The 22,431-nt window shown below is 60.0% G+C and carries 21 protein-coding genes; 5 read left to right on the forward strand and 16 right to left on the reverse strand.

Annotated features, from left to right (window positions below):
• Positions 1-227 precede the first annotated feature (227 nt).
• The 5 genes from FIU93_RS00665 to FIU93_RS00685 all read right to left on the reverse strand — a co-directional run bounded on the left by FIU93_RS00665 (position 228) and on the right by FIU93_RS00685 (position 7,363).
• A complete protein-coding gene (locus tag FIU93_RS00665) occupies positions 228-3,137 on the reverse strand; it encodes an EAL domain-containing protein (protein ID WP_023002010.1) in 2,910 nt (969 codons plus the stop codon).
• A 31-nt stretch (positions 3,138-3,168) separates the two neighbouring features.
• A complete protein-coding gene (locus FIU93_RS00670; protein WP_023002011.1) occupies positions 3,169-3,807 on the reverse strand; it encodes a GNAT family protein in 639 nt (212 codons plus the stop codon).
• A gap of 29 nt (positions 3,808-3,836) precedes the next feature.
• On the reverse strand, positions 3,837-5,126 hold the full coding sequence (locus FIU93_RS00675) for a pitrilysin family protein (RefSeq protein ID WP_031269731.1): 1,290 nt from the start codon (positions 5,124-5,126) through the stop codon (positions 3,837-3,839).
• A 4-nt stretch (positions 5,127-5,130) separates the two neighbouring features.
• Positions 5,131-6,537, reverse strand: coding sequence for a threonine synthase (gene thrC, locus FIU93_RS00680; RefSeq protein WP_077290726.1), 1,407 nt, complete (start codon positions 6,535-6,537; stop codon positions 5,131-5,133).
• Between the two features lie 229 nt (positions 6,538-6,766).
• Positions 6,767-7,363 carry a YqgE/AlgH family protein gene (locus FIU93_RS00685; protein WP_023002014.1) on the reverse strand — a complete coding sequence of 199 codons (597 nt, stop codon included), beginning with the start codon at positions 7,361-7,363 and terminating at the stop codon, positions 6,767-6,769.
• A 184-nt stretch (positions 7,364-7,547) separates the two neighbouring features.
• On the opposite strand from FIU93_RS00685, the gene FIU93_RS00690 reads away from it, so the two are divergent.
• Both FIU93_RS00690 and FIU93_RS00695 read left to right on the forward strand, forming a co-directional pair.
• Positions 7,548-8,369: a protein-disulfide reductase DsbD domain-containing protein gene (locus tag FIU93_RS00690; protein WP_152504579.1), complete on the forward strand. Its 822-nt coding sequence runs from the start codon at positions 7,548-7,550 to the stop codon at positions 8,367-8,369.
• A 131-nt stretch (positions 8,370-8,500) separates the two neighbouring features.
• A complete protein-coding gene (locus tag FIU93_RS00695) occupies positions 8,501-8,989 on the forward strand; it encodes a peroxiredoxin (RefSeq protein ID WP_055657820.1) in 489 nt (162 codons plus the stop codon).
• A 269-nt stretch (positions 8,990-9,258) separates the two neighbouring features.
• On the opposite strand, the gene FIU93_RS00700 is transcribed toward FIU93_RS00695, so the two are convergent.
• The 8 genes from FIU93_RS00700 to coxB all read right to left on the reverse strand — a co-directional run bounded on the left by FIU93_RS00700 (position 9,259) and on the right by coxB (position 15,912).
• On the reverse strand, positions 9,259-10,020 hold the full coding sequence (locus FIU93_RS00700; RefSeq protein WP_152504580.1) for an SURF1 family protein: 762 nt from the start codon (positions 10,018-10,020) through the stop codon (positions 9,259-9,261).
• A 27-nt stretch (positions 10,021-10,047) separates the two neighbouring features.
• Complete coding sequence (locus FIU93_RS00705) at positions 10,048-10,443, reverse strand: DUF983 domain-containing protein (RefSeq protein WP_031269732.1); 396 nt, start codon at positions 10,441-10,443, stop codon at positions 10,048-10,050.
• Between the two features lie 80 nt (positions 10,444-10,523).
• Positions 10,524-11,396, reverse strand: a complete 873-nt coding sequence (locus FIU93_RS00710) for a cytochrome c oxidase subunit 3 (protein WP_023002019.1) — start codon at positions 11,394-11,396, stop codon at positions 10,524-10,526.
• A gap of 45 nt (positions 11,397-11,441) precedes the next feature.
• On the reverse strand, positions 11,442-12,050 hold the full coding sequence (locus FIU93_RS00715) for a cytochrome c oxidase assembly protein (RefSeq protein ID WP_152504581.1): 609 nt from the start codon (positions 12,048-12,050) through the stop codon (positions 11,442-11,444).
• A gap of 10 nt (positions 12,051-12,060) precedes the next feature.
• Positions 12,061-12,222 (reverse strand): hypothetical protein, encoded by a 162-nt coding sequence (locus tag FIU93_RS31295; RefSeq protein WP_023002021.1) that lies wholly within the window; start codon positions 12,220-12,222, stop codon positions 12,061-12,063.
• A 4-nt stretch (positions 12,223-12,226) separates the two neighbouring features.
• Positions 12,227-13,162 (reverse strand): heme o synthase, encoded by a 936-nt coding sequence (locus tag FIU93_RS00720; RefSeq protein ID WP_031269734.1) that lies wholly within the window; start codon positions 13,160-13,162, stop codon positions 12,227-12,229.
• Between the two features lie 150 nt (positions 13,163-13,312).
• Positions 13,313-14,908 carry a cytochrome c oxidase subunit I gene (gene ctaD / locus FIU93_RS00725; protein ID WP_023002023.1) on the reverse strand — a complete coding sequence of 532 codons (1,596 nt, stop codon included), beginning with the start codon at positions 14,906-14,908 and terminating at the stop codon, positions 13,313-13,315.
• 77 nt (positions 14,909-14,985) lie between these two features.
• Positions 14,986-15,912, reverse strand: coding sequence for a cytochrome c oxidase subunit II (coxB, locus tag FIU93_RS00730; RefSeq protein ID WP_075282270.1), 927 nt, complete (start codon positions 15,910-15,912; stop codon positions 14,986-14,988).
• Between the two features lie 661 nt (positions 15,913-16,573).
• Here coxB and FIU93_RS00735 point away from each other — a divergent pair.
• A complete protein-coding gene (locus FIU93_RS00735; protein ID WP_208992238.1) occupies positions 16,574-17,017 on the forward strand; it encodes an invasion associated locus B family protein in 444 nt (147 codons plus the stop codon).
• Positions 17,018-17,099: 82 nt separating this feature from the next.
• Here the strand turns inward: FIU93_RS00735 and FIU93_RS00740 are convergent, their stop codons facing one another.
• Positions 17,100-18,893: a monovalent cation:proton antiporter-2 (CPA2) family protein gene (locus tag FIU93_RS00740; protein WP_023002027.1), complete on the reverse strand. Its 1,794-nt coding sequence runs from the start codon at positions 18,891-18,893 to the stop codon at positions 17,100-17,102.
• A 300-nt stretch (positions 18,894-19,193) separates the two neighbouring features.
• On the opposite strand from FIU93_RS00740, the gene FIU93_RS00745 reads away from it, so the two are divergent.
• Positions 19,194-19,808, forward strand: a complete 615-nt coding sequence (locus FIU93_RS00745; protein ID WP_152504582.1) for an AraC family transcriptional regulator — start codon at positions 19,194-19,196, stop codon at positions 19,806-19,808.
• Between the two features lie 36 nt (positions 19,809-19,844).
• Here FIU93_RS00745 and FIU93_RS00750 read toward each other — a convergent pair whose 3' ends face one another.
• Positions 19,845-20,459, reverse strand: a complete 615-nt coding sequence (locus FIU93_RS00750; RefSeq protein ID WP_152504583.1) for an HAD-IA family hydrolase — start codon at positions 20,457-20,459, stop codon at positions 19,845-19,847.
• A 21-nt stretch (positions 20,460-20,480) separates the two neighbouring features.
• Positions 20,481-21,905: a metalloprotease TldD gene (gene tldD / locus FIU93_RS00755; RefSeq protein WP_023002030.1), complete on the reverse strand. Its 1,425-nt coding sequence runs from the start codon at positions 21,903-21,905 to the stop codon at positions 20,481-20,483.
• A gap of 312 nt (positions 21,906-22,217) precedes the next feature.
• On the opposite strand from tldD, the gene FIU93_RS00760 reads away from it, so the two are divergent.
• Positions 22,218-22,430: a DUF2093 domain-containing protein gene (locus FIU93_RS00760; protein WP_023002031.1), complete on the forward strand. Its 213-nt coding sequence runs from the start codon at positions 22,218-22,220 to the stop codon at positions 22,428-22,430.
• The last annotated feature ends 1 nt before the right edge of the window (position 22,431 follow it).

Below are 22,431 nucleotides of genomic sequence, written 5' to 3' on the forward strand. Positions count from 1 at the left end.
GCGGCATCTCCTCCTCGCCTTCCAACCCCAACTACATCAACTCCCTCTGTCATTGCAGGGCTTGCCCCTGCAATCCAATTCATGACCTCGACGACCCCGCAGCCCTTGCGGCTGGATGGCGCACGGCATGGATGCCATGGTCGAGCCATGGCATGACGGAGAGTGTGGGAAACTGCTGTCAGAGCCCCTGACGCAAGATCAGCCGGCACGATAGGTGCCGGCCAATATCAGGCCGTTTCGGCTTCCGCCGGCATCTTGCGCAGGATCTTGGTGGCTTCCGCTGCCGTGACGGCCTCGCCGAAGTAGAAGCCTTGAGCGTATTCGCAGCCGAGCTGGTAGAGCTCCAACGCATCGTTCTCGCTCTCCGCTCCTTCGGCAACGACCGACATGCCAAGGTCATGCCCCATGGCGACGATTGTCCTCAGCAGGACCGGCCGGGCGGAAGACCCGTTGGGTTTGACGAAGGACTGGTCGATCTTGATCGTGTCGAACGGAAACCGCTGAAGATAGGACAACGAGGAATGACCGGTGCCGAAGTCGTCGAGGGACAGGCCTGCCCCCAGCCCGCGAAGGCGCTCGAGCACCTTGGCGGAATATTCCGGGTTGGACATGACGAGTGATTCCGTCAGTTCCAGCTTCAGGGTTCCTGGTGCCAGCGATGTTCTCGACAGAACGGCCTTCACATCGTTGATCAGGTCCTGTTTCAACAGCTGACGCGACGAGAGATTCACCGAAGCGAACAGAGGCTGCTGCATCGGGAACTCGCGTTGCCAGAACGCCAGCTGCTGTGCGCCCTTGTCGAGCATATAGATGCCCAGTTCGTTGATGAGACCGGACTGCTCTGCGACGGGAATGAATTCCGAAGGTGAAATCTTGCCGCGCTTGGCGTGGTTCCAGCGTGCCAGCACTTCGAAGCCGGCAACCGCCTGGTCTTCCAACCGGATGATCGGCTGGAAGTAGACACCCAGCGTTTCTTTCTTGATCGCTTCGCGCAGGTCGGCTTCCAGGTCGACGATGTTCTTGTCGAGTGGACGCAAGATCGGACGGAACACTTCCTGGCGATCGCCACCCAGGCGCTTGGCGTGATTGAGGGCGATCTCCGCATTGGTGACCATGTCCTCGACCGCCTGTTTGCCACCTTCGAAGAAGGCAATGCCGACGGAGCAGGTCAGAAAGATCTCCCGGTCGCCGAAGGTGATCGGTGCGCGGACCGCCTTGCGCAGCGAATCCGCCAGCGCAACAATCCGGTCCGGCTCCTGTTCGGACAGGAGAACAAGGCCGTACTGGTCGCCGGAAAGACGTCCCAGCGTATCCTGCTGGCCGATCAGTCGACCGAGACGACGCGCCACCGTCAAGAGAATGCTGTCGCCGGCAGACAGACCAATGCTGTCGTTGACCTGTTTGAAACGGTCAAGATTGAGCACGAGCAAGGTCGGCTTGGAGGTTTCTTCCGCACGCGACCGGATGACGCTGGTGCGCAAGCGGTCGACGAAGAGTTCGCGGTTCGGCAGACCGGTCAGATTGTCGTGGACGGCATCGTGCAGAAGGCGTTCTTCCGCCGTGCGCTCCTCGGTCACGTCCAGGAGCGTGCCCACGCAGCGGATCACCTCGCCGTCCGATCCGATGATCGGCCGGGCCCGCAGGCGGAACCAGCGGAAGTGACCGTCTTCTGAGCGCAGACGGAAGGTCTGGGTTACCTTGCCGCGACGCTGATCGATGACCGCGTCGAGCGTCGCCCGGAACCGGTCACGGTCCTGGGGATGCAGGATGTCCAGCCAGTCGCGCGCAGGCCCTTCCAGGGTGCCACGCTTCAGGTTGAGCAGATCTTCAACCTCATTGCCCGTGTAGATGCGGTCGCGGTCGATGTCCCAGTCCCAGATGATGTCGCCGGCACCCGTCAGGGCCAGTGCCTTGCGTTCGACATCGGAGATAAGCCCCTGCGCGATCGCGCCGCCGGCAAAAGCGTGCTGCATCACCGTGAAGCCGATCAGCAGCACGATGAGAACCAGACCACCGCCGAGCGCGGGCTGGACGATGTCGTTGGACAGATAGCCGGTTACGGTCATCGCCGCCCCGACCAGCCAGGCCATCAGCAGGCACCAGGTCGGGATCAGCAGGATGGCGCGGTCATAGTGCTGGAAGGCCAGCACCGCGATGGTGACGAACCCGAGCAAGCCAATGATGGCCAGCGCAAGACGGGCGATGCCGGCTGCAATCGAGGGATCCCAAACGGCAACGCCAAGCAGACCCAGGATCAGGATCAGCGTCGTCAGCGCCAGATGGGAATAATGAATGTTCCAGCGGTTGAGGTTCAGGTAGGCGTACAGGAAGATGATCAAGCTGGCCGCGAGCATGACCTCGGCGCAGGCGCGCGCAAGCTGGCTGCCGCCACCCTCCAGATTGAACACCATGCCCCAGAAGCCGAAATCGATGCACAGATAGGCCAGCACCGACCAGGCAAGTGCCGCGGTGGCCGGAAACATGACCGTGCCCTTGACCACGAACAAGATGGTGAGGAACAGGGCCAGCAGGCCGGAGATGCCCAGAATGATGCCACGGTAGAGCGTGTAGGCGTTGACGGTTTCCTCGTAGACGTCCGGTTCCCAGATCCGGATTTCCGGCAGGTTCGGCGTCGTCATTTCCGCGACGAAGGTGACGATCGACCCCGGGTCGAGCGTGACCAGGAAGACGTCTGCCTCAAGGCTTTTCTGACGTTCGGGAGCGATGCCCTGGCTTGGTGTGATCGCCAGAATGCGCGAGGAACCGAGATCCGGCCAGAACAGGTCGGAGCCGACCAGCTTGTAATTTGGTGCAACGATCAGGCGGTCGATCTGTTCATCGCTGGTGTTGGCCAGCGCAAACACCGCCCAGTTGGTGTTGGTACCATCGCGGGAGGGAACCTCGATACGGCGCACGATGCCGTCCGCACCCGGTGCGGTCGACACCTGCAGCCGGGTTCCGGCTTCGCGATGCAGGTCGACGGAATTGGTGATGTCCAGAGCTTCGACGTCGATCGGAACCGGGATCGGCTCCAGCGCCCGCGCAGGCAGGGTGGCAAGCAACGTTGCAAACAACGTCAGAGCAATGACAAGGTTTCTGATCACGCTTGTTTTCGGATCCGGTATCACAATCGACATGGGGCGAAGAAGTACCGGGTTGTGGCGCATGTCACAAGAATTCTTTCAAGATTCCCTCGACGCTCGGTGCCACCTTTTCAGGTCGCGACGCATGGTCTTCCGCCAAACAGGCAAACAGAAGATGATCCTGCCAGGTCCCGTTAATTAACAGATAGTTGCGTGCGTAGCCTTCCCGGTGGAACCCGGCATTTTCGAGCAGACGGATGGACGGCATGTTCGTTGGCAGACATGCCGCTTCAATACGATGAAGGTTCAACACGTCGAAACAAAACGGCAAGATCATGGCGACAGCCGAGGACATATGTCCTTTTCCGGCGTGCCGCTCGCCCATCCAGTAGCCAAGTGTCGCAGTCTGGCTGACACCCCTGCGGATATTACTGAGTGTCAGTCCGCCGAGGATCTCGTTGCTGCGCGCGCGAAACAGCAGGAACGACAGGCTGCGCCCTTCCTTGCGGTCCTTCGAATAGCGGCGCAAGCGGCGGCGAAAGCCGGTTCGGGTGAGGTCATCGGAGGGCCAGAGCGGTTCCCAGGGCTTCAGGAAGGCCCGGCTTTCGCCGCGAAGTTCCGCCCAGGGCTTGAAGTCGTACATGATCGGCGGGCGAAGATAATAACCGCCGGCCTCGATCAGGAGTTCGGCGTCAGGTGTTGCTCCCGGCCGTAACAGCGCCATGCCCCACTCTCCGCCTTGTTCTGTCCGACTTACATGGATGCGGCCCGCAGGACCGGGCTTTGCTGAAGCCGTCCTGCGAGTTCGTCCGCAGTCATGATACCGTCAACCGGGCCGATCGCAGTCAGGGTCGGCACCGTGCCCACGAAAGTCTCGTGCGCGACCCTGCGGATGTCGGCAGCCGTCACCGCTTCGATCTTCGAGGAAATCTCGTCCGGATCGAGCACGCGGTTGTGCACGAGGATCTGACGGGCAATCTGTCCGGCGCGGGCTGCCGGGCTTTCCAGCGCCATCATCAGTCCCGCGCGGATCTGCGCCCTGGAGCGGGCGACTTCCTCGTCGGTGATCGTCTGGGTGGCGGCGATCAGTTCGTCCACGATCATCGGCATCAGCGCAGCCAGGTCTTCCTGGCTGGTGGCCGCATGCAGGCCGAACAGTCCGGTATCGGAAAACGCCCAGTGGAAGCTGTAGATGGCGTAGCAAAGGCCGTGCTTCTCGCGGATTTCCTGGAACAGGCGCGAGGACATGCCACCGCCCAGGACCGATGCCAGGATCTGGATGGCGTAATAGTCCTTGGACTTGTAGGGCCGGCCTTCGAAACCGATCAGAACCTGTGCTTCCATAAGTTCCTTCGGCCGAAGGGTTTCGCCGCCGCGGTAGCGTGCTTCGGATTCCGGAGCTGCAGGCTCGGAGTTGAAACCACCGAACTTCTCGCGGGCAAGAGCGACAAGCTCTTCATGATCAACCGCGCCGGCAGCGGCCAGCACCATGTCCGGTGCCCGGTAGCGATCAGCGAGATAGGCGTTGAGTGCGTCGCGGTTGAACCCCTGCACCGTTTCCGGCGTTCCGAGGATCGGCCGTCCGATGGCCTGGTCCGGCCAGGCGGTTTCCTGGAACAGGTCAAAGGCCTGATCGTCGGGGGAGTCGTTTGCCGCGCCGATTTCCTGAAGGATCACATGTTGTTCGCGCGTCAGCTCCTGAGCATCGAATGTGGAATTCTGCAGGATGTCAGCGAGAATATCGACCGCAAGCGGCGTGTCCTCAGCCAGGATACGCGCGTAGTAATTGGTGTGTTCGATGCTTGTGGAAGCGTTCAGCTCACCACCGACGGCCTCGATCTCTTCTGCGATGCCACGCGCCGTGCGGGTCTTGGTGCCCTTGAAGGCCATATGCTCCAGAAGATGGGTTATCCCGTTCTGGTGCACATTCTCCGCGCGGGATCCGGTTCGCACCCACACGCCAAGAGCCGCCGTTTTCAGATGAGGCATCTGGTCGGTGACGACCGTCATCCCGTTATCGAGGATTGTTGTTTGTACTTTCATATGCTCACACCCCAGCAGTAACGGCCCGGGCGTGATCTTCGATGTATCGCTCCACCACGCCCTGATCCGCCGCCAGAACCTGCTGGCGCTCCTCCGCAGTCATCATATCCTTCAGGTTTTCCGGCAGCTCCGGCCGGTTTCCTGAAGCCCTTTCCACCGCATCCGGGAATTTGGCCGGATGCGCCGTGCCCAACACCACCATCGGTGTCTCACCGTTATCATGGTCTTTCGCCACATGGACACCGATTGCCGTGTGCGGGTCCAGCAAATAGCCTGCCTCGTTCCACAGTTCGGCAATGGTCGATGCCGTTTCGTCCTCGTTGCAGCGGCCTGCTCCGAAGACCGCGCGCATGGCGCGGAGCGGACCTTCCTCGATCTCGAAACTGCCGGACTGGCTCAACTGGTTCATCATGCGCCGGACTGCCGCGCCATCGCGTCCGCAGACCTCCGCCAGAAGCCGCTCGAAATTGGAAGACACCTGGATGTCCATGGACGGAGAAATGGTCGGCGTCACGCCGCGCTTTTCATAACGCCCGGTCTTGAGTGTCCGCGCCAGGATGTCGTTGACATTGGTCGCCACCACCAGCTTCTCGACGGGAAGCCCCATCTGCATGGCGGCATAGCCGGCAAAAATATCACCGAAGTTGCCGGTCGGCACCGTGAAGGAGATCTTGCGATGCGGCGCGCCAAGGGCAGCGCCTGCGACGAAATAATAGACGATCTGCGCCAGGATCCGCGCCCAGTTGATCGAATTGACGCCGGAAAGGGCAACCCTGTCGCGGAAGGAGAAATGGTTGAACATGCCTTTGACGATGGCCTGGCAATCATCAAAGTCGCCGTTTAGTGCCAGGGCATGAACGTTCTTTTCCGCCGGGGTCGTCATCTGGCGGCGCTGCACGCTGGAAACGCGTCCGTCGGGAAACAATATGAAGATATCGGTGCGCTCGCGCCCGCGGAAGGCCTCAATGGCGGCGCCGCCTGTGTCTCCGGATGTTGCGCCGACAATGGTCGCGCGCAGGCCGCGCTCGGTCAGGACATAGTCCATCATCCGGCCAAGCAGCTGCATCGCGACGTCCTTGAACGCCAGCGTCGGGCCGTGGAAGAGTTCGAGGATGAAAGTATTCGGTCCGGTCTGGACAAGCGGCGTCACGGCCGGGTGGCGGAAGCCGTCATAGGCTTCTGCAATCATGGACTTCAGATCGTCTTCGGGAATGGCGCCGGCCACGAAGGGCGAAATAACCTCGAAGGCAACATCCTGATAGGGTTTACCGGCGAAAGACGCGATGGTGTCGGCATCAAATTGCGGCCAGGTTTCAGGTAAATAAAGTCCGCCGTCGCGTGCGAGCCCCTGTAGCAGGACATCGGAAAATTCCAGAACTGGTGCTTCACCACGCGTACTGATGTATTTCACCGCGCAACGTTCCTCTTGCTTTGTTTGTCGCGGGACGCCCGCGTCCCCTGCCTGTTTGCCAGACCTCTGATGCGAGAAGGATCAGCCTACTTGAATTCCGGCAGATTTGAAACAAACCATGCCATTGATGCGACTTACGCGCCATAACATTCAAGCGCAAGTCGCTTTTGGCTAAAATGATGACCGTGGAGAGACAAGTTTTGCGAAACCGGCCGTGACGTCAGCGCCGTCAGGCGTGCCCTGCATCGGCATAGAGCATGGCGGGGTCGATACCCATGCTGGCGAGCGCGCGATGCCATTTCTTGTCGGAGGCCTGATCGAACAGGATGTCCGGATCGGCCGGAGCCGTCAGCCACCCATTGGCCTGGATTTCGTTTTCAAGCTGCCCCGGAGCCCAGCCTGCATACCCGAGGGCCAGCATGGCCTGGGTGGGGCCGGTCCCTTGCGCAAGCGCCCGCAGGATCTCCAGTGTTGCCGTCAGGCAGATGCCGTTATCAATGGCAAGGGTCGACTGGTTCAGCATGAAATCGTCGCTATGCAGCACGAAGCCGCGCTCGACCTCCACTGGACCGCCCTTGTGGACGCTCATGTCGCGGACTTTCGACGGCAGGCGAATGGCACCATCGTCGTTGACGATATCGAGTTGGATCAGAAGCTCTTCCAGTGACAGATGGCGGGCCACCTGGTTCACGACGAGGCCCATTGCGCCCTGGTCCGAATGAGAGCACAGATAAATCACAGAATGTTCGAACCGGCTGTCTGACATGCCCGGCATCGCAATCAGAAACTGACCTTCAAGGGAATCTGTTGCTGCGGATCCGGCCATGCGTACCTCGTTTTCTGTTGACGCTCTCTGCCCAAGGGAAAGCATAGCCCCTTTGCCAGGCTTTGTTAATGTCTGTTTGTGCTCGCCGAATGGCAACCGGCTCACTTCAGCGTCACAAGGATATGACCTGGATTGCCCAGTCTGGCCGATGACGCTTGCCTGAAACTCGTGTAGCAAAGAAGGCATGAAACGCTCTGCCCTTGCCCTTGCGCTCACCCTTTTTGTTTTTGCTCCACCCGCCCATGCCGCCATGACCCGCTGGACGGAAGTTCAGGGAGGCGCCGTCAGGCTGATCGCCTCGGGCCCCATGAAGGACGGCCATTATGAAGCCGGTCTGGAGTTCCTTCTGGAACCGGGCTGGCACACCTATTGGCGCTATCCTGGCGAAGCCGGAATTCCGCCCCAGATCGATACGACCGGAAGCGCAAACATCAAGACCACCGAGGTGCTCTATCCTGCGCCGGAGCGCTATGACGACGGCTTTTCTGAATCAATCGTCTATCACAATGGCATTGTTCTGCCGCTGCGGGTCGAACCTGAAAATCCGGGTCAAGCCGTGACGCTTTCCCTGGACGTTTTCTTTGGTATCTGCAACGAGATCTGCGTTCCCGGAGAGGCCTCCCTGACGCTTGATCTGACCCCGGATGACCAGACCGACAGCCTTGCCCAGACACTGATCCTACGAGACCTCGAGGCCGTGCCTGCCAAGCAGCCGTCCGCGGATCTGAAGATAAGTGCGATAGCCCTGTCGGCAACGGGCGATGCAGTGGAGATCGGGGTCCAGGCGCCTGAAGACACCACGCCGGATCTTTTTGCAGCAGCTCCCGAAGGCTCCTATATAGGCCTGCCTAAACCTGCCGGCCAAGGCGGTGAAAAGACACTCTGGCGCTTGCCACTCAAAGGCATGAAAACAACTGAGACCGACGCCGATCTGCGCCTTGTGCTGACTGCGGGCGGTCGGGCGGTCGAGCGGCTGTTTCCCATTGATCCGGCCTGGGTGAAATAGAAACTGCCTCCTGCCGGTCTGTCTATCGAACCGCTTTTGCCTCAACTTCCCTCGACGGATGGCCAACAAAGCCCTATCTGTGACGCGGGGCTGCCGTTTCGCCGCAGCCGGTCAATCAAGGGATATTCACTATGACACTTTCTGTTGGGGATCGTCTTCCTGAGGCAACATTCAACACCATGACCGCGGACGGCCCCGGCGAAATATCGACCGGCGAGCTGACATCCGGCAAAACCGTTGTGCTGTTCGGCGTGCCGGGTGCCTTCACCCCGACCTGCCACATGAACCACCTGCCGGGCTTCATCGAGCATGCGGAAACGCTGAAGAACAAGGGTGTCGACACTATTGCTGTCCTGTCCGTGAACGATGTCTTCGTCATGGACGCCTGGAAGAAAGCCTCCAGCGCCGGCGACAGCATCACATTCCTGTCCGACACGGCTGCCGGATTTGTCGAAGCCGCAGGCCTCGGCCTCGGGCCGGCACCGATCTTCGGTCACCTGCGCTCACAGCGTTTCGCGCTGATTGCCAAGGATGGCGTGATCACCTTCCTGGCGATTGAAGACGCTCCGGGCGAAGCCGTAAAGTCCGGTGCCGCCGCAATTCTGGAAGCACTCGGCTAAGCTGTTTGCAAGCTTGCAAGAGAATTGAAGAAGGGCCCTGCGGGGCCCTTTTTTGATCGCCCCCTCTCAGCAGATTGTCCCGGACGCAGCAACGCGGAGATCGGTGACTGGAGAGCCGAGGGCTTTTCAACCAACCTGCCGACAAAAGTGAAGCAGTGGCTTCCCGATCGCGGCTCGCGCTTCGCTTGGCCGCGACGACGACCGAGAGCCTGGGTTCTCCTGCCCCTCCGGGGCCACGTTCCTTCGTGTCACGAGGCCACAAGCACTACCTACTTGGTCGACCTTTCACCCGCCTGCCGGTTGCGCGGCCAAAGGATACTTGCCGCGTAAGTCAGGTAGACACCGATCAGCGTTGCCGCCAGACCGAACCAGGTCAGCGCATAGCCGAGGTGGTCGTTCTTGAAATGAACGATGGTCTCCCCCGCCTGCGGCAGACCGGACGGCGGCGTGAAGGAAGCGTCAAGATCTATGCTGAAGGGAGCCAGCCTGGCGGGATCGAGACCCAGTTCTGCTGCCATGGCATCCGTATCACGTGCGAACCAGATACGATCATCCCGACCGGGTTCCGGCGTTGTCCAGTTCGGTTTTTCACTCAGCCGCAAAAGTCCGGTCAGCTCCCAGGCACCATCAGGCGGCATGATTGCCTTTTCGCGCGAAGCCTTGTCGAGCCCTTGTGGCAGGAAGCCGCGGTTGACCAGAACGACCCACTGCTGATCCGTTTCGAAAGGTGCATAAACCATCACCCCGGGCCCACTTACTGGCCCGACCGGATCAGTCAGCGCGGTGTAATAGAAGACCGCCCCTTCCAGGAAACGTCCGGTGAGCCTGACATGGCTATAATCGTCGGAAGGTCCAAGGTCGCCCCAGGCTGCTAGTTCGGGTGCTGTTTCCGGCGGGGTCGAAACACCGGCTTCCACCTGTTCGATGAGGTTTTCTTTCCAGGCCAGGCGGTCGAGTTGCCAGAAACCGAGATTGAGCAGAACCACCAGAGCCGCGATGGCGGCGAGTGTCGGAATAACGAGTTTACGCATGGGATTGTCTTCCCGGGACCCGCCCGGTCAATTGTCGTCCTTGCCGGTGTCCAGTTGGCCTTCGGCGGCCTTGTGCCGGAACTGAAGTGCGATCATGAGGCCTTTCAGCGGTCGAAGCACTCCACCGGCCAGCAGGATCGTCAGCGGCAGCCAGAGGACCAGGTGTACCCAGATCGGCGGCTGGTAGGAGAGTTCGACGAAGAGCACCAGACCGACCACGATAAACCCGACGATCATGATGACGAAAACCGCCGGGCCATCACCACTGTCGGCGAAGGAGTAGTCGAGCCCGCAGGCCATGCAGGATTTCTTGACGCTCAGGAAGCCGTCGAAGAGCTTCCCCTGGCCGCAGCGCGGACACTTGCCCGACAGGCCTGCGGAAACCGGATTGACCGGTGGAAAATGCGCCTTGTCTTCCATGATGTGCCTCAAGCCTCAACTGAAATGAAAACGCCCGATCCGGTGGCCGGATCGGGCGTTGCTCGTGCCGGTTTGGCGCGATCCTAGTGAGCGGCCGGTGTGCCTGCGCCCCAAATGTAGATGGAGACGAACAGGAACAGCCAGACGACGTCAACGAAGTGCCAGTACCATGCAGCGGCTTCGAAACCGAAGTGCTTCTCGACGGTGAACTGACCAGCCAGTGCCCGGAACAGACAGACGGCCAGGAAGATGGTGCCGACGATAACGTGGAAACCGTGGAAACCGGTCGCCATGAAGAAGGTCGCGCCGTAGATGTTGCCGCCGAAATCGAACGCAGCGTGCATGTATTCGTAGACCTGGCAGACGGTGAAGAGAACACCCAGCAGAACCGTAAGGGTCAGGCCCCACTTCAGGCCATCGCGGTCATTATGCAGCAGCGCATGGTGTGCCCAGGTGACCGTGGTGCCGGAGCACAGCAGGATCAGGGTGTTGAGCAGCGGCAGGTGCCAGGGATCGAATGTTTCGATGCCGGCAGGCGGCCAGTGACCGCCAGTTGCCTCGACACGGGCAAACTGGATGGCTTCGCTGGTGAACAGCGATGCATCGAAGTAGGCCCAGAACCATGCAACGAAGAACATCACTTCAGAAGCGATGAACAGCAGCATGCCGTAGCGAAGATGCAGCGAGACCACCCTGGTGTGGTGACCCTGAGCGGATTCGCGAACGGTGTCGCGCCACCAGCCGAACATCACATAAAGGACGATCAGCAGCCCGATAGCGAACAGGCCCCAGCCGGTGAGATCCAGGCCAAGCAGCACGAACTCCGTGCCCTGTGCATATTTCATGAAGCCGATGGCACCCAGTGCCATGACGAATGCACCGACGGATGCGATGAACGGCCACGGACTCGGATCGACCAAGTGGTAATCGTGGTTTTTGGTATGTGCCTCAGCCATCGGCAAGCTCCCCAAAGACAGTCATTTCAAGCGCGGATGCGCCAATCACTCGAATTTTGTTTCAGCTGCGGCCTTCTCGGCCTTTGCTGCAACAGGACGTTCCGGTTCTTCTACCGGGAAGAAGGTGTAGGACAAAGTGATTTCCTTCACGTGTTTCAGCTCAGGATCCTTGTCCATTTCCGGGTCGACGAAGAAAACGACCGGCATCTGAACAGTCTCGCCGCTTTCCAGCGCCTGCTCGGTGAAGCAGAAGCATTGCAGCTTGTTGAAATAGGCTCCGGCCGTCGGCGGCGACACGTTGAAGGTCGACGTGCCGACGGTCCTGGCGGAACCCGTGTTGGTTGCCACATATTCCAGTTGAGCGGTTTCGCCCATCTGGAGCGTGACCGAACGCTGCACCGGTTTGAATTTCCAGGGCAGTTCGTGATTGACGTTGCCGTCGAAGCGCACGGTGATCTTGCGGTCGATGATCACGTCGCTTTCAGCCGTGGCAACCTGCGTGGTGCCACCAAACCCGGTGACACGGCAGAAAAGATTGTAGAGCGGCACGGCGGCATAGGCCGCCCCGACCATGAACATGAACACGCCAGCGCAAACCACCGCGACCTTGCGGTTGCTGCGTGACAGGTTTGAAGTGTCTTGTCCGTTGCTCACACGATCTCCCTCAAAGCGCCCGGTCCAGGATACCGGGGCCCAGTTTGACGATGGTCACGACATAGAACAGCACGACGAGGCCGCCGAGCACGCAGGCGATTGCAATCGACCGCGACCGGCGCTTCTTCTTCTGCTCTTCGGTGAGCGCAATGCCCTGCTCTTCCTTGGCCATCACGTCACACTCCTGCAATCAGGCTCTCGCCCAGAAGCAGGGCAAACAGCATGAACAGGTAAAAGATCGAAAACTTGAACAGACGCCAGCACGCGGCCTTCGCCGGATCACCCTCGCGCTTGCGCCAGACGTCAAAGGAAAGGCCGACGAAAATGGCACTCAGAAGAGCGGATGCAATGCCGTAGACGGGGCTTGCAAAGCCAAGCAGGTAAGGCGCGACACCGATGGGTGCGAGCAGGATGGCATAAGCAAGAATATGATGCCGTGTCACGGTCTCGCCGGCAACAACTGGCAGCATCGGGATCTTGGCGGCCTGATAGTCGCCGTTCTTGACCAGTGCCAGCGCCCAGAAGTGCGGCGGTGTCCACATGAAGATGATCAGGAAGAGCACGAAGCTTTCCAGGCTGACGCTTCCGGTAACGGCTGCCCAGCCGATCATCGGAGGAAACGCCCCGGCTGCGCCGCCGATAACGATGTTCTGCGGCGTCGAACGCTTCAGCCACATCGTATAGACGATCACGTAAAAGAAGATGGTGAAGGCCAGGAACGCACCAGCAAACCAGTTGACCAGAAGGCCGAGCAGCACAACCGAACCGATGGACAGCGTCACACCGAAGGCAAGCGCTTCCTCACGCGTGACCTTGCCGGCCGGGATCGGCCGCTTGCGGGTGCGCGTCATGACTTCGTCGATGTCGGCGTCGTACCACATGTTGAGCGCGCCGGAAGCGCCCGCTCCGATGGCAATGCACAGGATCGCGACAACGCCCAGCACCGGGTGCACGGAGCCTGGTGCCAGCATCAGGCCGACAAAAGCGGTGAAGATGACCAGAGACATCACACGCGGCTTCAGGAGCGCCACATAGTCGCTCACCGATCCCATGCCGCCGTCCCAGACAGCGGTTTCCTGGCTCATCATATCCTGGCGCTCAACGAGCGACATAGGCGCGTCCTTTGAATTCTTGTTTTCTTCCGCGATCCAGGGATCGCGCATCCGGGTGCACATGGCCCGGCAGTTTTCTTGAAAGGGAGCACCGCGCCGGCAACCGGCGCGGTGCTGATCTTGACCGGGAGGCGAACCTCCCTCCGCGAATTACTTGATGCGCGGCAGGGTCTCGAACTGGTGGAACGGCGGAGGAGAAGACAGGGTCCACTCCAGGGTCGTTGCACCTTCGCCCCACGGGTTGTTGCCGACAACGCGCTTCTTGGAGAACGCTTCGACGATGCCGAAGAGGAACACCAGAACCGCGAAGGCCGAGATGTAGGAGCCGATGGAGGAAACGAAGTTCCAGCCGGCAAACGCATCCGGATAGTCGACGTAGCGGCGCGGCATGCCGTTCAGACCCAGGAAGTGCTGCGGGAAGAACACCAGGTTCACGCCCACGAAGGTGATCCAGAAATGGGCCTTGCCGATCGTCTCGTTGTACATGTAGCCGAACATTTTCGGGAACCAGTAGTACCAGGCCGCGAAGATTGCGAACACGGCACCCAGCGACAGCACGTAGTGGAAGTGAGCAACCACGTAGTAGGTGTCGTGGAACGAACGGTCGAGACCGGCGTTGGCGAGCTGCACACCCGTCACACCACCAACGGTGAACAGGAAGATGAAGCCGATTGCCCAGACCATTGGCGTGCGGAACTCGATGGAGCCGCCCCACATGGTGGCGATCCAGGAGAAGATCTTCACGCCGGTGGGAACCGCGATCACCATGGTGGCAGCCACGAAGTAGGCCTGCGTCTCGGAAGACATGCCGACGGTGTACATGTGGTGCGCCCACACGATGAAGCCGACGACGCCGATGGCGACCATGGCGTAGGCCATGCCCAGGTAACCGAAGATCGGCTTGCGCGAGAAGGTGGAAATGATGTGGCTGATGATGCCGAAGCCCGGCAGGATCAGGATATACACTTCCGGATGACCGAAGAACCAGAACAGGTGCTGGAACAGGATCGGGTCACCACCACCGGCAGGCGCAAAGAACGTGGTACCGAAGTTACGGTCGGTCAGCAGCATGGTGATGGCACCAGCCAGAACCGGCAGGGACAGCAGCAGCAGGAATGCGGTGATCAGCACGGACCAGGCAAACAGCGGCATCTTGTGCAGGGTCATGCCCGGCGCGCGCATGTTGAAGATGGTCGTGATGAAGTTGATGGCACCGAGGATCGAGGATGCACCTGCGATGTGCAGGGCCAGGATCGCCAGATCCATCGCCGGTCCGGGCTGACCGGACGTGGACAGCGGCGGATAGATGGTCCAGCCACCACCGACACCGTTGGAGCCCGGAGGACCTTCAACGAAGAGGGAGAGAAGCAGCAGCAGGAAGGCCGGCGGAAGCAGCCAGAAGGAGATGTTGTTCATCCGCGGGAACGCCATGTCCGGCGCACCGATCATGATCGGCACGAAGTAGTTGGCGTAGCCGCCGATCATGGCCGGCATCACCATGAAGAAGATCATGATCAGGCCGTGAGCGGTGGTGAACACGTTGAACAGGTGCGGATCGCCGAAGAACTGCATCCCCGGTTCCTGAAGCTCCATCCGCATGCCGACGCTGAGCGCGCCGCCAACGATACCTGCCATGATAGCGAACATCAGGTACATGATACCGATGTCCTTGTGGTTGGTCGAATAGACCCAGCGGCGCCATCCGGTCGGATGGCCATGTGCCGCATGTGCTTCGGTCGCAGCCATTTTGGGCTCCCTCTTTCAGACTTTCTCAGCGGCGCTGCATGACATCGCGCGCATCGCCAAACAGGATCGCCGCCGCATTATTTCGCGGCGACAGAGATCTCTTCCAGCTTGCCTGCGGCAGCCAGCTTCTTGGTATCGGCGATCGATGCCAGGAGCTGCTGGTTTGCAGTGTCCAGATCGTCCTGAGCGGCAGTTGCCCAGGTCTGGAACTGATCCTTGGAAACCACCCGGACCGCGATCGGCATGAAAGCGTGAGCCTTGCCGCACAGTTCTGAACACTGACCGTAGTAGACGCCTTCCTCGCGAGCGTGGAACCAGGTCTCGTTCAGACGGCCCGGAATGGCGTCGACCTTGACGCCGAAGGACGGCATCGCGAAGGAGTGGATCACATCCTCAGAGGTCACTTGCATACGGACCGTGGTGTCGACCGGAATGACAAGATCATAGTCAACGGACAGAAGGCGCGGAACTTCGTTCAAGGAGACACCGCGAGCGTCGGCAACTTCCTGGCGTGCCGCCAGATCTTTCGCAGGATCGCTAGGGTCACCGATCATAAGCGAATCGAACGCCAGTTCACCCATGTTTTCATCGGTGTACTCGTAACCCCAATACCACTGGTAGCCGATCGCCTTGACGGTCATCTCGTATTCGGGAATGTCGAGCTGCTTGTAGAGCAGGCGGAAAGACGGGATCGCGATCACGACCAGGATCAAGATCGGCGCAACCGTCCAGACCACTTCGATCATGGTGTTGTGCGATGTCCTGGACGGAACCGGGTTCTTTTTCGCGCTGAAGCGGGTCATGCAGACGATCAGCAGCGCCAGCACGAACAGGGTGATCACGGTAATGATCACCAGGGTGAACCCGTTGAACCAGGTAATGTCGTCCATCACATCGGTGACAGAGGCCTGAAAGCCCAGCTGCCATTCCTTGATGCCGGATTCCGCTGCCAGGGCCGCCGTCGACACTCCAGCAAAAGTTGCCGCCGCACCGGCCATAGTCATGAGACGCTTGAAGACTGCCTTCACGTCCGCGCTCCCTTCCCTCATCCGCCTGAAATGGCGGAAAATGCTAAATTTCCGGACTCAGATCCGGTCCAATCCGGTGCGGCAGTAGCGGGCTTGGCGGCGCTGCGCAAGCCAAATCTGCTGCGTCCTGGCGTTGGACAAGGTCATGAGTTTGACCGGACTATAACCACAAACTCATATAAAGGGCGATGGCTACCATCGGGCATAGCGGCGATGTGCCGCATCATTCCACCGACACCTTTGAGCCGCACAAAAACCACAAGAAACGCCGAGCTGCAACGGAATTTCCAACTTTTCACAGCCACCTGAAGCTCTCTGTCATTTGACACGGGTCAAGGACATGCGAATTTTCGACAAGAATTGCGGCTAATCCTTCGGTTCCTGAACTGCCGGACTGGAAACGTGCGCCGTCATGCGGCAATGTCTGGCCTAGAATTACACCTTGATTCGCCAAGCAGGCCGCATCTCTTTTGGCAGGCCGACCAAAAGCGAACCGGACAACGATTGACTGGAGGATTTCTTGTCAACCCAATTGCCGCAGTCACTGGCTGCCCGCCCTAATGGACGTTCCAGACTGTCTTTTTCCAAACTCGCGGCCGTTGCCGGGATCGTCTTCAGTTCGTTGACTTACGGAAATATGCCCGCCGCGGCACAAGGCGAGGTCCGCTCGACTCACGGCGACTGGCAAATGCGCTGCGACACGCCTCCCGGTTCCACCGGTGACCAGTGCGCGCTGATCCAGAACGTCACTGCGGCCGACCGGGAAAACGTCGGGCTTTCCGTGATCATTCTGAAAACCGCCGACAAGCAGGCCCGCATTCTCAGGGTTCTCGCACCGCTCGGCGTGTTGCTGCCGTCTGGTCTTGGCCTCAGGGTCGACAACGCCGATATCGGCCGGGCCGGTTTCGTCCGCTGTCTTCCGAACGGCTGCATTGCCGAGGTCATTCTCGAAGAAGATCTGCTGAGCAAATTGCAGGCCGGCTCTCAGGCGACCTTCATCATCTTCCAGACCCCGGAAGAAGGGATCGGCATCCCGATTTCGCTGAACGGGTTCTCCGCAGGCTTCGACGCCCTGCCCTGACACGGAAACGCAAGCAACCAAACGAAAGGCGCCCATTCGGCGCCTTTTTTGTTTCCGAAATCCTGGTGATGAGCCTTGCCGCCTATTCCGCGGCTGGTGCGTCAGGAGCGTTCGCCTCCATCGACCGGCGCGGCGTTACCTTGTGCAGCTTGTCGGCGCCGGCAAACATGCCCTCGCGCAACTGCTGGGCAAGCCGCTCCTCGTCCCGGTCGCGAACGTCTTCCTCGATCTGGTCGATCCGGTCGAGGGGAGTTCCCAGTGCCTCGAGTGCCGCCCGGCCGAAGACGACGCTTGATTCGAAGGTTTCACGAATCTGGAAATCGACGCCCCGTTTGGTGAGGTCCAGCATATGCGCGCGGTCCGTCGCCCGGCAGAAGATCAGCGCCTCGGGGAAGCCTTCTCGAACGAGGTCGATGGCCTTGCCCATCACCTTGTCGTTCTCGATACACATGGCAACCAATGTTGCCTTGCCCGCCCCAGCCGCCGCCAAAACGTCTGCCCGTGTCGCATCGCCGTAATAGACCTTGTAGCCCTGCTTGCGGGCGTAGGCGATACGGTCCGGCCGGTTGTCGATGGCGGTGATCTCAAGACCTTCGGATGTCAGGAACTGGGCCACCACCATGCCGAAGCGGCCGAAGCCGATCACCAGCACGGTCGGAGTTGCCTCCTCGAATGTTTCGATCGACGGGTTTTCAACACCCCGTGCCTTGACCCTGGCCGCCAGCCGGTCCAGCCCGAGGCAGGCAACCGGCGTCAGCAACATGGTCAAGACCACAATCGCGTTCAGCTGGTTGACGGCCTGATAGCTCAACAGGCGTTCGCCGACAGCGGCGGTGAACAGGACAAAGGCGAATTCACCACCTTGAGGCAGCGTGACGGCAATGCGCAATGCATCGGAATTCGGCGAGCCGGTGCCCCGTGACAGAGCCCAAAGGAATATGCCCTTCACGCCCATCACACAGATGACGCCGATTGCGAGGATTTCCCAGTGGGTCATCACCAGGTAGACATCCAGCGACATGCCGACGGCGACAAAGAACAGGCCCATGAGCAAAGACCGGAAGGGCTCGATGTCGGCTTCAAGCGTATGGCGGAAACTCGATTCGGCCAGCAGAACACCTGCCAGGAACGCCCCGAGCGCCATCGACAGGCCGACCGCATGCATGATGCCGGCACTGCCAAGAGCGACGAGGAGAGCAGCTGTCAGCATGACCTCGCGCGCGCGGCTTGCCGCCAGCAGCAGGAAAATCGGCGACACCAGATATCGACCAGTCAGGATAACGGCAGCCACCGCCGCCAGAACGATCAGGATCTCGCTCGCGATCTGGGTGTAGGTGGACGGGCCTTCCCCCGGCGCCAGGATGGCGACCATCGCAAGCAGTGGCACGATGGCGATATCCTGAAGCAACAGGATGCCGAACGCCCGCTGGCCGTAGGCTGAGGAAAGTTGTCCGCGTTCCTGCAGGATCTGCAGCGCGAACGCGGTGGAAGAAAGTGCCAGGCCGAAGCCAGCAACCAGAGAGGTGGTGAAGGAATAACCGAACAGCCGCCCTATGGCGTAGAAGGTCACACCGGTCAGAAGCACCTGGGCCGTTCCGAGGCCGAAGATGTCACGCTTCATCCGCCAGAGTTTTCGCGGGTCCAGCTCCAGACCGATGACAAACAGCAGCAGGACGACGCCAAGTTCGGCGACATGGAGCACGTCCTCGCCCGAGCCGAGAAGCTTTAGGCCGTGCGGGCCTATAACGGCTCCGGCAGCGAGATATCCGACCACCGATCCAAGCCCCAGCCTTTTGGCGATCGGTACGGCGACGACCGTCGCGGCCAGAAACACGATCGATTCGGCAAAAAACGGAGGGGCTCCTTCTGCTGCCATTCCTTCTCCTTAACCGCATGGTCCCGACGCGTCGCCTTCTTGTTTCAGGCGACTTCGGCTCACTTCAACGATATCAGAGAATACGCCCTATCCTTTAATCAAATCCAGCGACTGCAGCAAAAAAGTGCTTTATTTTCAATCAAAGGACAGCCCCACGCGCCGAGAACCGCACAAGCTGATTGCACGTTGGATATTTGCTGCGTAGCGTTGCAGATGTCCGGTGAAAAAGTCTGGCAGGCAACGTCCAGTCCAAAGGCTGGCTATCTATCCCTGTACTCCAAGACGGAGCTCTTGCACCGCATGTCCGATCTGTTTGCCTCAATCGATGCCGCACGCCTTGCCAGCGGGTTTCTGCCGCTGTCTCAGATGATGGAAATCCTGGACGGAAATCATGTTCTGGATCCCTTTTCCACGCTGGTTTCCGCAGGCGTATCGGCGGGCAGGAACAACATCTTTTATCCGGGCGTCACGCTGAAGGCCTCATCCGGAGCAAAGATCCGGCTGGGCGACGACAACATTGTGCACTCCGGCAGCCATTTCGAAGCGTCGAACGGCAATATTCTGATTGGTAGCAAGAACCAGTTCGGCGAAGGCGGATTTACCGCCAAGGCCAACAGGCCCGGCGCGGAAATCCGGATAGGAAGCCATGGCCGGTTCCTCAACAACCCGGCCCTGTTCGGCAAATGCATGCTGGGAGACGGCAGTCAGATCCTCGGCAATATCACGGTCGACAGCTGCATACTGTCGGACGGAGGCTCCTTTCAGGAAGATGATCCGGACATGAGAGGCGGTCTGCTGAAAGGAAGCGGCGTTGCCAGGAACCTGAGCGTGGCACGCGGCATGGTGATAGCCGGAAACGGGACTTTCAGTTCGGAAGACCTGCTGCCTCAAAGGCACTTTCACCCAAAGCCCTGACTGAAACACCCCGATCGCGCAAACCTGCGTTCCGGATCAGATCAGCCGACAAGCCCTCAGGAACGTTTCCAGGCCATCCGCAGTCACGTAGTGATGGCCCTTAAGCCCGACGCTCTGCGCCCCTTCTATGTTTTCCGCGCGGTCATCGACAAACGCACTTTCCTCGGGACCGTAGCCGTAGCGGCCGCAGATGCGCTCAAAGACCAGCGGATCAGGCTTGCGGGCTCCAAACTCAGCCGAGACATGGGCTTTCTCACCGAAAATTTCGACCGTTTCCGGCGCGCAGACGGGCAAGGCATCCTTCAAGAGCATGCCGTTGTTGGTCAGCAGCGCAATGTCTGCGGTCGTTTTCAGGCGGCGGACAAGCGACAAGACATTCCGGCGCGGGCGCATCATCTGCCGGCGCACATCCGCCCAGGTTTCGAAGTCGATCGGAAACTCGAGCAGTCTTGCAAATTGCTCCAGATAGGCTTCGGCCGTTGCAGGATCTCCCGCCTCGGCTGCATTCTCGTGAGGACCGCCCCAGACCGAGCGATCAATATCGGCCGCAGGCCTTCCTGTCAGCTCTTCAAGCAGCTTCAAGCGGATCTGGTGGTCATAGTCATAGAGCACCAGATCCATATCGAAGATGACGAATTTTATGTCCGGCATAGGTCCTTCCAGGCGGCTTTGTCAGACCGCCGTCCCGCCTATGGTCATGGCATTGATGCGCATGGACGGTTGGCCGACGCCAACCGGCACGCCCTGCCCCTGCTTGCCGCAGGTGCCCATTCCGGGATCGAGCTTCATGTCGTTCCCGATCATGGAAACGCGGGTCAGCGCGTCCGGTCCGTTACCGATCAGCATTGCGCCTTTCAGCGGCGCGCCAACCTTGCCGTTCTCCACGCGGTAGGCTTCGGTGCAGGAGAACACGAATTTGCCGGAGGTGATGTCGACCTGGCCACCACCGAAAGACACGGCGTAAATACCGTCCTTGACCGATGCCAGGATCTCGTCCGGATCCTTGTCACCGGCCATCATTACCGTATTGGTCATGCGCGGCATCGGGATGTGGGCGTAGGACTGCCTGCGGCCATTACCTGTCGGCTCCATGCCCATCAGGCGCGCATTCTGGCGGTCCTGCATGTAGCCCTTCAGGATACCGTCCTCAATCAGTACCGTTCGGCTGGAAGGCGTGCCTTCGTCGTCCACAGTCAGCGAGCCCCGACGATCGGCAATCGTTCCGTCGTCAACGATGGTCACGCCAGGCGAAGCGACGCGCTGGCCCATGAGACCGGCGAACGCGGACGTTTTCTTGCGGTTGAAGTCGCCTTCCAGTCCGTGGCCGACGGCTTCGTGCAGAAGAATGCCCGGCCAGCCCGGCCCCAGCACGACATCGAAGGTGCCGGCCGGTGCCGGAACCGCTTCCAGATTGACCAGAGCCTGACGCAGCGCCTCGTCGACACCGCCCTGCCAGTTTTCCGTGGTGATGAATCGCTCGAAGCCTTCCCGGCCACCGCAACCGAAAGAGCCGCTTTCCTGGCGTTCGTCATTGCCGGCGACGACGGAAATGCTGAGCCGCACCATCGGACGCACATCGCGCACCAGATGACCGTCCGCACGCAGGATCTCGACCACCTGCCAGGACCCCGCCAGAGACGCGGACACCTGCCGTACGCGTGGATCCTTTGCCCGCGCGTAGGCATCGATTTCCTGCAGCAGCTTGACCTTGTCCTCGAAGCTCGGCCCGCCAAGCGGGTTTGCATCGGTGTAAAGCGTCTGGTTGGTGCGCGCAGGTGCTGCCGCGTAGCTACCCGAATACCCCTTCTTGACGGCGCTGACCGCATCGGCCGCCCGTTTCAATGCACCTTCGGAGATATCTCCGGCATGGGCGTAACCGGCAGCTTCACCGGCAACGGCTCTCAGGCCGAAACCTTGTGCGGTGTCGTAATTGGCCCCTTTCAGGCGCCCGTTGTCGAAGACAAGGCCCTCGCTTTGCCGATATTCGACAAAAAGCTCGCCATCATCCGCTCCATCAAGTGCGTCCTGAGTGATCCGCCTTGCCGTTTCGAGGCCCAGGCCTGAAGATTCGATAAGATCGGTGGTGGAAAGGGTCATCTGTCTGTCCTGATTTCGCCCGGAGTGTCTGCCGATGCAGATTGCATTGCCAGACCGGGCAATTTGGTTGTTTCTCTCAACATAGGCGTTTTGGCGCGCAATTCATCCCATGAGCGGAGAATTCCACTTGCCAGTCATACGGTACCGCACGCCGGAATGCAGTCGGGGCCGGGTTACCCTGCGCGGTTTTGAAGCCGACTGTCCCACAACGGGGAAAAGGCCCGCTGGCAAAGCTTTAACTTGCCCTCTCCTGCCAGTCTGCCATAAATGCTATCAAGACTTCCCGATAGACCGACAGCCAAACTGCAGATCATGAACCGCTACGAAAATCCGCGCATCCCCAATGAAGCCCGCGTCCGCTACCTGGACGGCGACTATCAGGTGGAAACACCGGGGACATTCGTGCGCTGTGCGGTCACCGGAACGGCGATCCCGCTGGACGAGCTGAAATACTGGTCTGTCGAACGGCAGGAAGCCTATGTCGATGCCAATGCGTCCATGAAGCGGTATCTGGAAACGCGCTGAG

It is taken from the genome of Labrenzia sp. THAF35 (assembly GCF_009363595.1).
Lineage (GTDB): Bacteria > Pseudomonadota > Alphaproteobacteria > Rhizobiales > Stappiaceae > Roseibium > Roseibium algicola.

Coding starts and splice junctions, on each gene's coding strand:
- FIU93_RS00700 (WP_152504580.1), bottom strand. CDS start 10,020: ATGCGTAAACTCGTTATTCCGACACTCGCCGCCATCGCGGCTCTGGTG.
- FIU93_RS00670 (WP_023002011.1), bottom strand. CDS start 3,807: ATGGCGCTGTTACGGCCGGGAGCAACACCTGACGCCGAACTCCTGATC.
- FIU93_RS00675 (WP_031269731.1), bottom strand. CDS start 5,126: ATGAAAGTACAAACAACAATCCTCGATAACGGGATGACGGTCGTCACC.
- FIU93_RS00750 (WP_152504583.1), bottom strand. CDS start 20,459: ATGCCGGACATAAAATTCGTCATCTTCGATATGGATCTGGTGCTCTAT.
- coxB (WP_075282270.1), bottom strand. CDS start 15,912: ATGACTATGGCCGGTGCGGCGGCAACTTTTGCTGGAGTGTCGACGGCG.
- FIU93_RS00720 (WP_031269734.1), bottom strand. CDS start 13,162: ATGTCGCTCGTTGAGCGCCAGGATATGATGAGCCAGGAAACCGCTGTC.
- FIU93_RS00690 (WP_152504579.1), top strand. CDS start 7,548: ATGAAACGCTCTGCCCTTGCCCTTGCGCTCACCCTTTTTGTTTTTGCT.
- FIU93_RS00745 (WP_152504582.1), top strand. CDS start 19,194: ATGTCCGATCTGTTTGCCTCAATCGATGCCGCACGCCTTGCCAGCGGG.
- FIU93_RS00740 (WP_023002027.1), bottom strand. CDS start 18,893: ATGGCAGCAGAAGGAGCCCCTCCGTTTTTTGCCGAATCGATCGTGTTT.
- FIU93_RS00665 (WP_023002010.1), bottom strand. CDS start 3,137: ATGTCGATTGTGATACCGGATCCGAAAACAAGCGTGATCAGAAACCTT.
- FIU93_RS00695 (WP_055657820.1), top strand. CDS start 8,501: ATGACACTTTCTGTTGGGGATCGTCTTCCTGAGGCAACATTCAACACC.
- FIU93_RS00685 (WP_023002014.1), bottom strand. CDS start 7,363: ATGGCCGGATCCGCAGCAACAGATTCCCTTGAAGGTCAGTTTCTGATT.
- FIU93_RS00735 (WP_208992238.1), top strand. CDS start 16,574: ATGCCCGCCGCGGCACAAGGCGAGGTCCGCTCGACTCACGGCGACTGG.
- FIU93_RS00710 (WP_023002019.1), bottom strand. CDS start 11,396: ATGGCTGAGGCACATACCAAAAACCACGATTACCACTTGGTCGATCCG.
- ctaD (WP_023002023.1), bottom strand. CDS start 14,908: ATGGCTGCGACCGAAGCACATGCGGCACATGGCCATCCGACCGGATGG.
- tldD (WP_023002030.1), bottom strand. CDS start 21,905: ATGACCCTTTCCACCACCGATCTTATCGAATCTTCAGGCCTGGGCCTC.
- FIU93_RS00760 (WP_023002031.1), top strand. CDS start 22,218: ATGAACCGCTACGAAAATCCGCGCATCCCCAATGAAGCCCGCGTCCGC.
- FIU93_RS31295 (WP_023002021.1), bottom strand. CDS start 12,222: ATGGCCAAGGAAGAGCAGGGCATTGCGCTCACCGAAGAGCAGAAGAAG.